Origin of the sequence: Hyphomicrobium sp. 99, from assembly GCF_000384335.2 — a bacterium.
In the GTDB taxonomy this organism is placed as follows: domain Bacteria; phylum Pseudomonadota; class Alphaproteobacteria; order Rhizobiales; family Hyphomicrobiaceae; genus Hyphomicrobium_B.
The window spans coordinates 3473679-3486970 of record NZ_KQ031382.1 but is presented as its reverse complement, the minus strand read 5'-3'; the positions used below and the strand labels follow the sequence as shown (position 1 = coordinate 3486970).

The 13292-nt window shown below is 60.2% G+C and carries 13 protein-coding genes; 8 read left to right on the top strand and 5 right to left on the bottom strand.

Translation table 11 applies throughout. The features are described 5' to 3' along the window. The first annotated feature begins 70 nt into the window (after positions 1-70). The 5 genes from G359_RS16855 (at position 71) to G359_RS16835 (ending at position 5443) form a co-directional block, all read left to right on the top strand. The gene (locus tag G359_RS16855) at positions 71-1210 is read left to right on the top strand and encodes a Re/Si-specific NAD(P)(+) transhydrogenase subunit alpha (RefSeq protein ID WP_045837063.1); all 1140 of its coding nucleotides are present in this window, start codon (positions 71-73) and stop codon (positions 1208-1210) included. Next, positions 1207-1620: a proton-translocating transhydrogenase family protein gene (locus tag G359_RS16850; protein ID WP_082072982.1), complete on the top strand. Its 414-nt coding sequence runs from the start codon at positions 1207-1209 to the stop codon at positions 1618-1620. The genes G359_RS16855 and G359_RS16850 overlap by 4 nt, the downstream gene beginning before the upstream one ends. 69 nt (positions 1621-1689) lie before the next feature. Beyond that, positions 1690-3108, top strand: coding sequence for an NAD(P)(+) transhydrogenase (Re/Si-specific) subunit beta (locus G359_RS16845; RefSeq protein WP_045837062.1), 1419 nt, complete (start codon positions 1690-1692; stop codon positions 3106-3108). Between the two features lie 118 nt (positions 3109-3226). Beyond that, the gene (locus G359_RS16840) at positions 3227-4615 is read left to right on the top strand and encodes a YiiX/YebB-like N1pC/P60 family cysteine hydrolase (protein ID WP_045837061.1); all 1389 of its coding nucleotides are present in this window, start codon (positions 3227-3229) and stop codon (positions 4613-4615) included. A gap of 12 nt (positions 4616-4627) precedes the next feature. Beyond that, positions 4628-5443, top strand: coding sequence for an alpha/beta hydrolase (locus G359_RS16835; RefSeq protein ID WP_045837060.1), 816 nt, complete (start codon positions 4628-4630; stop codon positions 5441-5443). A gap of 104 nt (positions 5444-5547) precedes the next feature. On the opposite strand, the gene rpsU is transcribed toward G359_RS16835, so the two are convergent. After that, positions 5548-5910 carry a 30S ribosomal protein S21 gene (gene rpsU / locus G359_RS16830; RefSeq protein WP_045837059.1) on the bottom strand — a complete coding sequence of 121 codons (363 nt, stop codon included), beginning with the start codon at positions 5908-5910 and terminating at the stop codon, positions 5548-5550. Positions 5911-6183: 273 nt separating this feature from the next. Between rpsU and G359_RS16825 the strand changes: the two genes are divergently transcribed. Continuing rightward, on the top strand, positions 6184-6744 hold the full coding sequence (locus G359_RS16825; RefSeq protein WP_082072981.1) for a nuclear transport factor 2 family protein: 561 nt from the start codon (positions 6184-6186) through the stop codon (positions 6742-6744). Between the two features lie 37 nt (positions 6745-6781). On the opposite strand, the gene G359_RS16820 is transcribed toward G359_RS16825, so the two are convergent. After that, positions 6782-8137, bottom strand: a complete 1356-nt coding sequence (locus tag G359_RS16820; protein WP_045837057.1) for a glycoside hydrolase family 3 N-terminal domain-containing protein — start codon at positions 8135-8137, stop codon at positions 6782-6784. 97 nt (positions 8138-8234) lie between these two features. Continuing rightward, entirely contained in the window at positions 8235-9095 is an 861-nt protein-coding gene (locus tag G359_RS16815) for a transporter substrate-binding domain-containing protein (protein ID WP_045837056.1), read from the bottom strand. 269 nt (positions 9096-9364) lie between these two features. Here G359_RS16815 and G359_RS16810 point away from each other — a divergent pair, with 269 nt between their 5' ends. Beyond that, positions 9365-10744 (top strand): glycosyltransferase, encoded by a 1380-nt coding sequence (locus tag G359_RS16810; protein ID WP_245280075.1) that lies wholly within the window; start codon positions 9365-9367, stop codon positions 10742-10744. Between the two features lie 12 nt (positions 10745-10756). Here the strand turns inward: G359_RS16810 and G359_RS16805 are convergent, their stop codons facing one another. After that, the gene (locus tag G359_RS16805) at positions 10757-11086 is read right to left on the bottom strand and encodes a DUF3175 domain-containing protein (RefSeq protein WP_045838151.1); all 330 of its coding nucleotides are present in this window, start codon (positions 11084-11086) and stop codon (positions 10757-10759) included. A 178-nt stretch (positions 11087-11264) separates the two neighbouring features. On the opposite strand from G359_RS16805, the gene G359_RS16800 reads away from it, so the two are divergent. Continuing rightward, on the top strand, positions 11265-12515 hold the full coding sequence (locus tag G359_RS16800; protein ID WP_045838150.1) for an SAM-dependent methyltransferase: 1251 nt from the start codon (positions 11265-11267) through the stop codon (positions 12513-12515). Positions 12516-12527: 12 nt separating this feature from the next. Here G359_RS16800 and G359_RS16795 read toward each other — a convergent pair whose 3' ends face one another. Beyond that, positions 12528-13265, bottom strand: a complete 738-nt coding sequence (locus G359_RS16795; protein ID WP_045837054.1) for a lysophospholipid acyltransferase family protein — start codon at positions 13263-13265, stop codon at positions 12528-12530. Positions 13266-13292: the final 27 nt, after the last annotated feature.

The window sequence follows — 13292 nt, the reverse complement described above, 5'->3', positions numbered from 1 at the left end:
GCGGCCCGATTAAGGACTGCCCTTTTTCATATTGAGCCGCGCAGCCCCTCCCGCTCAATTGGAACGAGACATGGTTACGATAGCTGTTACCTGTGAACTGGCCGACGAACCGCGTGTCGCGATTTCTCCCGACACGGTCAAAAAGTTCTCGGCCCTCGGGGCGCGTGTGCGCATAGAGCAGGGGGCGGGGCTCCGATCGCGCTTTTCCGACGAGGCCTACCGGACCGCGGGAGCGGAGATCGTTAGCCGGGCGGAAGCGCTCGCAGGCGCCGACATTCTTCTTTCGGTTCGCCGTCCGTCCGCCGAAGACATTCGGGCGTTGAAGCCGGGCGCCATTGTTGCCGGGATGATCGATCCGTTCGGCGATCGTGCGGGTCTTGAAGCCCTCGCGGCAAGCGGGGGCACGGTCTTTTCGATGGAGCTGATGCCGCGAACGACGCGCGCGCAGTCCATGGACGTGCTGTCGAGCCAGGCCAATCTCGCGGGTTATAAGGCCGTCGTCGATGGCGCCTCGATGTTCGGACAGGCACTACCGTTGATGATGACGCCAGCCGGTACCGTTCCGGCGGCCAAAGCTTTCATCATGGGCGTCGGCGTTGCCGGGTTGCAGGCCATCGCGACGGCGCGGCGGCTCGGCGCGCAGGTGACGGCGACGGACGTGCGTCCGGCGACGAAAGAGCAGGTTCAGTCGCTCGGTGCGAAATTCGTTGCGGTCGAAGACGACGAATTCAAGCAGGCGCAGACGGCCGCCGGTTACGCGAAGCCGATGAGCGCGGAGTATCAGGCGAAACAGGCTGAGCTCATCGCGAACCATATCAAGAACCAGGACATCGTCATCACGACGGCGCTCATTCCAGGGCGTCCGGCGCCGAAGCTCATTTCGCGCGCGATGATCGAAAGCATGAAGCCCGGTTCCGTCATCGTCGATCTTGCGGCCGAACGCGGCGGCAACACCGAGCTGACCGAAGCCGGCCGGACCGTCGAGACGCCGAACGGCGTCAAGATTTTCGGACCGCTCAATCTCGCGGGCACGATTGCCGTCAATGCTTCGAGTTTGTACGCACGCAACCTCCTGGCCTTCATCGAGACGATGATCGACAAGAAGGAAAAGACGCTTGCGGTCAATTGGGACGACGAGCTGATCAAGGGGACTTTGGTCGCCAAAGACGGTCAGCTCGTGCATCCGAACTTCGCGACAAAGACGGCATGAGGAGCCTCGCCATGCGCGTGATGAAACCGCTTTTTGCAGCGCTTTCGGTGTTCTTTTTCACCGCGTCGTCCGCCTTTGCGGCAGAGGGCACGCTGATCAGTCCCTCGGTCTACGAGTTCATGGTGTTCGTGATCGCGGTGTTCGTCGGCTACTACGTCGTCTGGTCGGTGACGCCGGCCCTGCACACGCCTCTGATGAGCGTGACCAACGCGATTTCATCCGTCATCGTGGTCGGTGCGCTTCTCGCGGTCGGCGTTTCGCTGACCTCATCCGATAGCACCATCGCCAAAGTGTTTGGCTTCCTCGCCTTGACGATGGCGTCGGTCAACATCTTCGGCGGTTTCCTCGTCACCAACCGCATGCTCGCGATGTACAAGAAAAAAGACGCGCCAGTGAAAAAGGACGGCTGACGCTCACGCTCGACTGGTCACAAGAGAAGCGCCCAAGACATCAGACAACGGGACCGGGGAAACGATCCAATGTCCGCAAACGTCGCCGCACTGCTCTACCTCGCCTCGGGAGTTCTCTTCATTCTCGCGCTCAGGGGGTTGTCGAGCCCGGCAACGTCGCGACAGGGCAATCTCTACGGCATGATCGGCATGACGATCGCCATCCTGACGACGCTCGGTCTCGCGGAGCCGACGGCGACGTCGTGGATCCTCATCGTTCTCGGGCTCGGTATCGGCGGCTTCATCGGCGCCAAGACGGCGCGCGAAATTCCGATGACGATGATGCCGGAACTTGTCGCGGCGTTTCACTCGCTCGTCGGTTTGGCTGCGGTTTTCGTTGCGGCGAGCGCGCTCTACGCGCCGTCGGCGTTCGGTATTCTCGCCGATCCTCTGGACCCGAGCGTAGGCATCAAGGGCGGCAGCCTTCTCGAAATGTCGCTCGGCGTCGCCATCGGCGCCATCACGTTCACTGGCTCGGTGATCGCCTTTTCGAAACTCTCGGGGCGGATGTCCGGCAAGCCGATCCTGCTGCCGATGCGGCACGTCATCAACGGCGCCCTCGCGCTGTTTCTGATTTTCCTCATCTATGCCTTCATCCAGTCGGCCGGTTCGGCGTGGCTGTTCTGGCTGATCGTTCTCGCAGCCCTCGCGCTCGGCGTGCTGATCATCATTCCGATCGGCGGCGCGGACATGCCGGTCGTCGTATCGATGCTGAACTCGTATTCGGGTTGGGCGGCCGCGGGCATCGGCTTTACGCTTGGCAATGTCGCGCTGATCATCACTGGCGCGCTTGTCGGATCGTCGGGCGCCATTCTTTCCTACATCATGTGCAAGGCGATGAACCGGCAGTTCCTGTCCGTCATCGCGGGCGGGTTCGGCGGTGAAACGGTGGCAGCCGGTGCGGGCGGCGGCGAGCAGAAGCCGGTGAAGCTCGGATCGGCCGAGGACGCGGCATACGTCATGAAGAATGCCGCGAAGGTCATCATCGTGCCGGGGTACGGCATGGCGGTCGCGCAGGCGCAGCACGCGCTTCGCGAGATGGGCGATGCGCTCAAGAAGGCGGGCGTCGAGGTGAAATACGCCATTCATCCGGTCGCCGGGCGCATGCCGGGGCACATGAACGTGCTGCTCGCCGAAGCCAACGTTCCCTATGACGAAGTTTTCGAACTCGAGGATATCAATAGCGAGTTCGCGCAGGCCGACGCTGTCTACGTCATCGGTGCGAACGACGTCGTCAACCCGGCTGCCGAAGACGATAAGTCGTCGCCGATTTACGGGATGCCCGTGCTCCAGGTCTGGAAGGCGGGAACGGTGTTCTTCAACAAGCGGTCGCTGGCTTCCGGCTATGCCGGCATCGACAACCCGGTATTTTACCGCGACAACACCGTCATGGTTCTTGGCGATGCCAAGAAAATGACCGAAGAGATCGTTAAAGCTCTCGCAGAGTAGATCGAGTCCAGGGATAGCGGCAGATCGGCAACAATCGTTTGCCCATCGGACCGGTTTCGCCCAGCACCGGGATTGGTCTGCTATAGCTTCGACGAATTCTGGTCTTGAGGGGTTTTCCGTGTTGGCTCCCGTTGCGTCGGCGTCATTCGAAAGAGACATCGAGTACATCGAGATTCTGGCTGCCACTCCGGTGACCAGTTCGGCCCTTTTGGCGCGCAACCTGCAATATATCTACGAGCGAGCCTCCAAGGCGCGCTTCGCCGATTACGATGTCGCGGCGATCGCCAAAAACGCGCAGGCGCTGATCTACCGGCTTTTCGATCTCAGGGTCGGGCTGCGCAATCATCTCGGGCATTACGAGATGCTCGGGCTCATGACGCCGGACGTGACGCAGGGCTTTCGCGACGTGTTTAGGGTGCTTCGCTATGTGTCCGACATGCTCGGCGAGATCACCACGGGTCATCCGCGGGTGAGTGAGGGCGGCTATCTGCTGCGCGGGTTCACGGGGTCCGACAACAATACGCTCGTGAATTATCCCTTCTACCAAAGCGGCGCGGCGCAGAATTTCCGGTCGGGCGACGTTATTCTTGTCCGTGGCACCGCTCACAACAGCGCCGCCATAGCGCGTATCGGAGACGTCGACAGCCAGTTCAGCCACATCGGGATCGTGTACATCGATCCCGCGGGCGATCACTGGATGGTCGAAAGCCTGATCGAGGACGGCGCGGTCATCACGCCGCTCGCCAAAGCGCTCGATCACAACATCGTCCGGGCGGTGCTCTATCGCAATCGCGATGCCGACCTCGCGGCGCGGGCGGCGAAATGCATCTTCGATTATGTGGCTGCGTCGCACGCGAAGGGCGGCAAGCGCATCCTCTATGATTTCTCGATGCGCACCGACGACACGCGAAACCTGTTCTGCTCGAAGCTCGTTAGGCTTGCGTATGAACAGGGCAGCTTCGGTATGTTCAAGCTGCCAACGTATCCGACCAAGATCGCGCGAAAGAACAAAGACTTTCTGGACCGCGTCGGCGTTGCGACGGATCTCACCTTCGCGCCGGCCGATATCGATATGGAATCGGAGTTCGACCTGGTGGCTGAATGGCAAGACTACCGGGAGACGGCGGGCATCCGGCTCCAGGATTTCACGATGGACAAGCTGTTCGAATGGATGGAGCGCTACAACTACCGGTTCGAAGAGACGGCAGCCATCAAGCTTGTTTCGGTGCTTGGACGCTTTGCGTCGCATTTCTCGGACAACGCCAAGGAAGTGCTTTCTTCGGTCTTCCCGCGCGTTCCCGTAAACATGCCGAGAAAGACGGTGGCGGTCGTCGCGATGCTGCACAAGACCGCCGAGCCGATCTACCACGAGCTTCTAAAACTCAATCAGGAAGCGGTCGCCGATACCGGGGTGCCGCTGCATGGTCTGGATGTGATGGATGCGCTCGAAAGAATTCGCGAGCGGGAAGGCAACAGGATTGGGTACCTGGTCCGGCGTGGGCGCTAAAACAAGCTCGGTATGCTTCTGATAACTAAAGTCGTCATTGGGATTGCTGCGGCCATTTACGCTGCAGCGGTGGGGGTCATGTATATCGCACAGCGCCATTTCATCTACTTCCCCGATCCGGCGCGCACGTTGCCGGCCGCAGCCAATCTTCCTGATGTCTCGGAACGGATCCTGTCGACGCCGGACGGCGAAAGAATCGTCGCGTGGTACGGCAACGCGAAGCCCGGGCAGCCGACGATTCTCTATTTCCACGGTAACGGCGGAGCGTTGGAGCTGAGGCGTGAAACGATCCGCCGGTATCTCGATCGCGGTCGCGGCGTGTTCATGATGGCCTACCGCGGGTATAGCGGCTCGACCGGTTCGCCGTCGGAAGCGGCCAACATCGCGGATGCAAAGCTCGCCTATGACTCGCTGGTTGGCGAGGGCGTCAGTCCGGACGATATCATCCTCTATGGCGAATCGCTGGGCAGTGGCGTCGCGATACAGGTGGCGCGAGAAAAGAAGGTGGCGGGCGTCATCCTGGACAGCCCGTATACGTCGATCCTGGAACTCGCGTCGATGTACTATCCCTGGCTGCCCATCGGTTGGCTGCTGAAGGATCGTTACGATTCGATCGGCCACATCGGCGACGTTCACGCTCCCCTTTTCATCCTGCATGGCGAAGCCGACGACGTCGTGCCGGTGCGGATGGGGAAACGGCTCTTCGCGGCGGCCAATGAACCCAAAGAGATGAGCACTATTCCGGACGGTGGACACGTCATTCACGACGGGCCGTCGTTCGACATTGTCGACGGTTGGATCAGCAGGCTCAGGGCCGCGCGATCGTAGGCTGCGAACTGGGGGCGCTGGTCAAACGAAACGTTGGCCAAACGAAAAGGCCCGCGAAAAAATCGCGAGCCTTGAATATTCGCATAGCCCGAAAGGGCTGAAGCTTAGAAGCTGCTGCCGCCGCCAGCGCCACCCTGGCCACCGCTGCTGCGGAAACCGCCGCCGCCGAAACCACCACCGCTGCTGCCGCCTGCGCCACCACGACCGGCGCCCGGACCGCCCTTACCACCGGGACCGCCACGCGCTACGGCGGGCTTGCTCGGAAGAAGGCCTTCACGCTGCAATTTCTTACGTGCGAGCTTACGGGCCCGGCGGATCGCCTCGGCCTTCTCGCGTGCTCTCTTTTCAGAAGGCTTTTCAAAATGGCCGCGAAGTTTCATCTCGCGGAAGACGCCCTCGCGCTGCAACTTTTTCTTAAGCGCCTTGAGAGCTTGGTCAACGTTGTTGTCGCGAACGAGAACCTGCAAGCGGTTGTATCCTCTAAAGAATCCAGATTATCGGGATGCACAAAAACACCGACGCCGGTGGTTTTGCCGCCGGGCCCGCGCTTCTTTTCTGAGTGCCTTGTAGCAAACACAACGATGATTGGCAATTGGGTCTGCGTGAGTGTTCGTCGCGGTTGAGGAAAGTATTTTTGCGGGCCGCGCGCAATTCCCCCACTCGTCACCCCAGCCGTCGGGCGGGCGGTCGCCTTTTGGCTGGGAATCGTGAAAACCGGAGGGAGGTGGAGGGCTGCACGCATGGACGGATTGGTATTCTTCAGGCGCTCGCTTAGGTCGCTAGTGTTCGGTTCAATCGCCGGCGTTGCGGCGGTGATCGTAAACATCGGAACGACGGGTCCGGCGCGGGCGGAAGCGCCGTGTATCAAGCTGTCGGATGTCGAGACCGTGCAGCTCCAAAACAGATGGAAGGCGGAATTCACGAGCGGCAATGTGGAGCGGGTTGCCGCGCTTTATGCGGATGCGGCGACGCTCATTGCGAGCAAGGACGGCGAACCTCACAAAGGGAAAGAGGCGATCCGGGCATATTACAAAGATCTGCTCGCCAAGCGGCCGATGATTTCAATCAGGCCGTCGTCGCTGACGTCGGATTGCGGGACGGCCGTGGTGAGTGGTCCGGTCACCTATCGTTTGACCGGCGAGCGTAAGGGCACGCGGGCCGTGCTCGGGGGAACCTATACGATGGAGTACGCGCTCAAAGACGGGACGTGGTCGATCGTTCGTCATTTCCTCGCTGCAGACCGGCGCGGCTTGGGAAAGCCGGCGGGCGCGCCCGCGAGCAAGCCGTCGCCGCCGCTTTAAGTCTCGTCGGGGGCTGCTTTTGCTGAGCGATTCAGCTTTACGGCGAAATTGCCGGGCCCGTCTGCTCGGCCTGGAGCGGTGTCGATGGCGGCAGCTCACGGTCATCGACGAAGACGTAGCGCTTCAGTCTTTCGTTGGATTCACTCTCGCGGGCGAGGGCCGTCTCGCCTTTGATGTCCGCCTCGATCAATGCCGACATCAGGATGTCGTAGTGGCCGTCGATCGTGCAGAGCAGGATCAGGTCTACGCCGGCGTTGAGGGCTTTTACGGCAGCGCCGCCCAGTCCGTCTTTCGAACCCGTCACGGCGCCCATGCTGAAATCGTCCGTGATCAAAAGACCGTCGTTCTCGAAGCGCGGTCTGATCACCGTGTTGATGACGGCATCGGAGAACGAAGCGGGCGTTTCCTTATCGACGGCATCGACGCGGACGTGGCCGACCATCGTTGCGATGCCGGGCTCTGTCATGACGCGGCGAAACGGCAGCCAGTCGCTGAGTTCGAGCTGACTTTGCTTCGCGGTGAGTTCGCCTGAAGTAACGTGAGTGTCGCGCGCTACCCGGCCGAGGCCCGGGAAATGCTTCAGCGTGCAAATGATGTTGAACTTCGTCAGCGTATCGCAATACCAGCCGGCGACCTTGGCGACGAGATAAGGGTCGCTGTCGATGGCGCGCCAGTAGATGCGTGTTTCGCCGTCGTTGCGGGATGGCGCGCCCAGCCGCAGGTCGACGACGGGTCCGAAGTTCATGGTGATGCCGAGGCGATCGAGTTCGCGCGCTTGCGCCTCCGCGTAATCACGGACGGCTTTCTCCCGTTCGTTGTCGGTCTTGAGCTTGGCGATGATCATTCCAAGGGTTGGTTGCCATTTGAGCGGCGGCGAAAGGCGCGACACGTATCCGCCTTCCTGATCCGCGGCCACGATGAGGCGCGGCATGCCTTGTGCCCGTCGGATGTTCTGCAGGTCTTGAATGTCTTTGGCCACGTCGGCGGCCTTCCGGCCGCGGACGTTGCGGTCGGTAATGAAGATGCCGGCGATGGCTTTTTTCTCGACGAGCGGTCTCACCTCGGAAAAGCTTTGAAAGCCGACGACGAGGCGGTTTCCGAGGCGCTCGAGGCGTACGGGGTCTGACGCGAGGATCTGATCTCTCGTCAGGAGCTTGAGCGGGCGTTGCGGTGTTCCTTGCGCGTGCCCCGCCTGGGCCTTGGCTGCGGAGACGGCTGCTGCGCGAAGCGCCAGCATGCGGTTTCGACGATAGATGCGGGCAGCTTTGTATCGGGCGCGGGCCGAATATTTGCGCGCGTATGCGGCATGGGCATCGCTGGTTCCTTCCAGTGACGGCAATAGCGTCACCGAAAGGAAAGCGAGAAGAACTGCCCGGGCAATGGTCTTGATCATTCGCTCGACGATGTCGGGTTGAGACCAGTCGGCTCGACGAAGGCAAAAAGCATTAGGCCTGCTTTTGCGCGACGCCCAGCTTCGAGGACTATTAATCTCAATAAATTCTGACGGGAAAGTAGCGTTGAACGAGTTCTTCAAACCGCCCCGACGCCCTTACCCGGTCCAGAGCTTTGTTCAGCAAGAGCCTAATTCCAGGGTCGGTTTTCGGTACCGCGATTGCGATACCGTCGCCGAAGAACTTCGGTTCCAAAAAGGGACCGCCGCGCATTTCGCAACACTGTCGCGATAGGGTTCCATTCAGCCAAAAGGCGAGGGAGATGCCGTCGTCGAATATGAAATCGGCCTTGCCGGCGGCGAGAGCCTCGCGCGCCAAATCGGCGTTTTCGTAAATCGCCAGCGGGCTGTCGCGGAAAAAGGCTTTGAGGAAAGCTTCGTGCGCGGTGCCGCGGGCGACGGCGATGCGCTTTCCATCGAGGCCGTTCGGAGACATTTCGACTTGCGGCTCGTCCTTGCGTCCGGCGAACCGGCCTGGTGTGTGGAAGTAGCGGTCGGTGAAGTCGACATCTTTCAGCGCTGAGGCCGTGACTTTGTGGGCGGCGATGACGGCATCGGCCTCGCCTTTCTTCAGGCCCGTGAAAAGCTCCTCCCAGGGCCGGGCTTTGATATCGCAGGATGTGCCGAGCTCTAAGCAAATGGCGCGCGCGAGATCGACGTTGAAGCCGACCAGCACGCCGTCTTCATCGTAGAAATTGAAGGGCGGAAAGTCGCTGTCGGTCAGAAACCGGATGACGACCCGGCGTGTGGGGCCAGAGTCTGTGGGCGGCGGGGTGGACGTTGCTGCAACTCGTTCCGGGCCCGCCCCTTCGGATATCGCGTCGACGGAATGGCCGAAAGTCAAAACCGCGAAAGCCGCGAGGGCGAGGAAAACGTCCCGAACTCGATTTCGAGCCTTCATGCTTCCCTCATGCTCCCGGCGCTGACGGTTTCACCCGGGCGACCTTTTTGAACGTCTTTCAAATCTGCACACCTTGAGCATATACTTTGTCACTGGCTGGGCGACGGCGGTCGCCGCGGGGGCAACCAGGGGCTTGAATGTTCGGGGCTCGGTCAAAGACGCCGCCTGTGCGAGCTGCCCGCACATCGCGCGGTCGTGGCCGGAGATCTCGTTCCTCGCATTCGCGGTTCCAGCGCGATATTGGGCAACTTGATCGCGCGGTCAACGATTTGAGGCGCCGCGCACCGGACTTTTCCGCGGCTTCTCCGCTCCTCGCGTGGCAGCGCGCGGTGCTTCTGTCGGCGCTTTCGGCGTTGACTGCGGGGTTGATCCTGCTTGAGGACTTCGGTCTCGTTCTTTGGTCGCTGACGATTACGATCCCGTTCTTCATGATCTCCGCGCTTCGCGTGGCCGCATTTTTGCGCGCACTGCGAAGTCCTCGGGGAGGTTCAAATTCTCCGTCATTCGACCGCCGCTACGACAAATGGCTCCCGACATTTTCCGTGCTCATTCCGCTCTACCGGGAAGTCGCGGTCGTGCCGGGTTTGGTGGAAGCGCTGGGGCGTCTCGACTATCCGCGCGAGCTGCTGGAGATCCTTTTCATCACAGAGGAGGACGATCATGCCACGCGGCGGGCGATTGAGACCTCGCGACTTTATGCGAACATGCGGACTGTAACGGTTCCTCACGGGCAACCCAAGACGAAGCCCAGGGCGCTGAACTACGCGTTGCAGGATGCGCGCGGCGCGCTCGTTGCAGTCTTCGACGCGGAAGACCTTCCGGATCCGGATCAGCTTCGCCGGGCGGCGCGCGCGTTCATCGAAGGAGGGCCGCGGCTCGCCTGCGTGCAGGCGCGGCTTGCCGTTTCGAACGCCGACGAGTCATTCTTCAGCCGGCAGTTTACGCTCGAGTACTCGGCGCTCTTTCGGGGATTGCTTCCGGCCCTCGACCATTTGCGCTGGGCAATTCCTCTTGGGGGAACGTCAAATCATTTCAGGCGCGATGTTCTTCTGAAGTGCGGCGGCTGGGATCCTTTCAACGTCACGGAAGATGCCGACCTCGGGATCCGCTTAGCTCGCCTCGGTTATGAGGTCTCCATGATCGATTCCGAAACGATGGAGGAAGCGCCGACGACATGGCGGGCGTGGCTCGGTCAACGTACCCGGTGGATCAAGGGCTGGATGCAGACCTATCTCGTGCATATGCGGCGGCCTACACGCCTTTGGCGTGATCTCGGTCCGTGGAAGTTTGCAGGTTTTCAGGTGACCATTTGCGCGATGCTCGTCTCGATGCTCTGTCATCCCTGGTTCTATGTTTTCGCCGCAATCCATGGCGTTCTCGGCATGCGCATTCTGCCGGACAGCGACTTGCTGCTTTGGCTGTGCGGATTAAATCTCGCGACAGGGTATGTTTCGGCTGCGTCGCTCATTGCCGTCACGTCAGCGGGGACAGGGGCGCCGCGACGGCTCGTCTCCGTTTTATTTTTGCCCGTCTATTGGCTCGCGATTTCATTCGCTGCCTATCGCGCGATCGCCGACCTCGTGCTCAGGCCGTTTTACTGGGAAAAGACCACGCACGGCGTGAGCCGAACGCGGAGGCCGCTACCATGATTATTTCGGCTGCTATTTCGTGCGGCCGAATGCTTTTCGCAACTCGTCCTTCGCACGATCCAAAGTCTGCCGGCGTTTGGCAGTCAGGTTCTTGCCCGCACGATTAATGTAAAAATTGAGCATGGACATCGCCGATTGGAATGGCGTCGTCTTGCGTCTGTGGCTTCGCTCGGCGGAGCGCTTCAGCGATTGCGCAATTGCGGCCGGTTTGCGCGTGAACACATGGTTCTCGAGATCGAGTGCATCGCTATTTTCCGTAACGTCCGCGGACCATAGGTGCTTTGACCGCTTCTGAACTTTATTCTGATTGGCACGCGGACGAGCTTTTGGCGCGTGCTTCAAATGCTTATCGCTCTGGCGCAAATGACAATCCTTTAGACTGATTTTACTCAGTTACTGCAATGCACGTGAAAAACTGGAGGTGGTCTTCTAAGTTCCTATTGACGGAGTGCATTTGATGCGGAACTAAAATGCTTTCCGGTTGTTTCTCTTGGTTGTTCGGCTCGAGTTTTGCAAACCGATGAAACGCGCATTGCAATCCCTTCTCAATAGTTGCGTCCAAAAGGGTTCCTTGACGCTGGAGTTGCCTGGGGGCGAGCGGCTCTCAGCGGGTGACGGCAGCGGGTTGCCGCTGACCATCAGATTGCTCGATTCAAAAGCCGGAACTGAGCTTTTCTTCAATCCGCAAATGGCGCTCGGTGAGCTGTTCACCGATGGCCGGCTGCAGGTCTCGGGCGGGTCAATTTATGATCTGCTGGAGCTCTTGGGCCGGAATCTGAATTGCCTTACGCCGCCGCAACTCGGACGTCTGCGCAGCATGGTGCGCAATGCATTCGGCCGATGGACGTTGCGGAATTCGCGGCGACGGGCGCGCGTGAATGTTCACTACCATTACGATATCGACGATCGCATTTATGAGCTCTTTCTCGATCCCGACCGGCAGTATTCGTGTGCCTACTTCGAAACTCCTGGCCAGAGTTTGGATGCAGCTCAACTCGCCAAGAAAAGGCACATAGCGGCGAAGCTTCTTATCAAGCCCCAGGCTAAAATTCTGGATATCGGATGCGGGTGGGGTGGTCTCGCACTTTATCTTGCCGATATCGCAGGCGCCAATGTCACCGGACTGACGCTATCACCCGAGCAGCTTAAAGTGGCGCAACGGCGAGCCGACGAGCGCGGCCTCAGCTCACATATCGAATTCCGTCTCGAAGATTATCGTGCGCTGAATGAGTGCTTCGACCGGATTGTCTCCGTCGGGATGTTCGAGCACGTCGGCCTCAAGGATTACGATACCTACTTCGATACGGTCCGGCGAAGTCTGAAGCATGACGGCGTGGCCTTGATTCATTCCATCGGCCGGATGGACGGCCGGTCCGCGACCAACCCGTGGTTTGCCAAATATATCTTTCCAGGCAGCTATCTTCCGACGCTCGCCGAGGTGCTTCCCTCTATCGAGCGAGCGGGTCTCATCGTGACAGATGTCGAGATCCTACGGCTGCATTATGCGGATACGCTTTCGGCTTGGCGAAGCCGGTTTATGGCAAGGCGCGCGGAAGCGGCTGCGGTGCTCGATGAGCGTTTCTGCCGAATGTGGGAATTCTATCTGGCGGCGGCGGAAGCCGGGTTCCGTTACGGCGGGCTCATGGTTTTCCAGATACAGCTCGCGAAGACTGTCGATGCTGTGCCGCGGGTCCGCAGCTATATAAGCGCGGAAGAAGACAAACTGCGCGGCCGCGAGCAGGAAACGCACCAAAGCGTTGCCGCGGAGTGAGTTGTCGTTAGCTCAGGTGTTTCGGCTGCTCGTCGTTTGTGAGGTCGAGGTATCGAGCTTCGGTTCGGTCGCTTGCGCGATTTCGTAGGCCCGGCTCGTCGCGGCATTCAGTGAGTTTTCCACCTCACGCCGCTTCCTTTCGAGTTCCGCATCATCGGCATCAGGCGCGACGAAAATCGGATCGCCTGCGACGAGCGCGAGATCGGAGAAGGGCAGATTGATCGTCATCTTGCTCCAGGTGTTGAGCACGATAAATCTGGAGGTCGCCGCGGCGACCGGAATGATCGGGCGACCGGAGAGGCGGGCCAATGTAACGATGCCATTGCCCGCATGGCGCGGCCGTGACGGAGGCACGTCAGCGGTCATTGCGACGATCGTTCCCTCTTCGAGAGCGCGCACCGCCGCCCGAAGGGCGTATGCGCCTCCGCGATCCCTTTTTCTGTGACCTGCGCCAGCTCCGCGAATTGCCGAGATGTCGAACTGGCGGAGAAAGTGCGCGACGATCTCGCCGTCGCCGTGGCGGGCGACCATCGCCGCGACTTTGTATTCGCGCGTGTTGAGATCAGCCAGCATCATGAACTGCCCGTGCCACATCGCCATGATGAAGGGCACCTCAGCGCGAAGGTCGTCGAAAAAAGTCGGGGGCTGGTAGACGGGTCGGGAGGTTTTTTTGACGGCTTTGATCAGTCCAACGACCACGCGGCCCGCGATCGCTGCCAGAAACTTATTTTTTCTCGATACCCGGGCCATTTCGTCGAACCAGCGTGCTACTTTTGA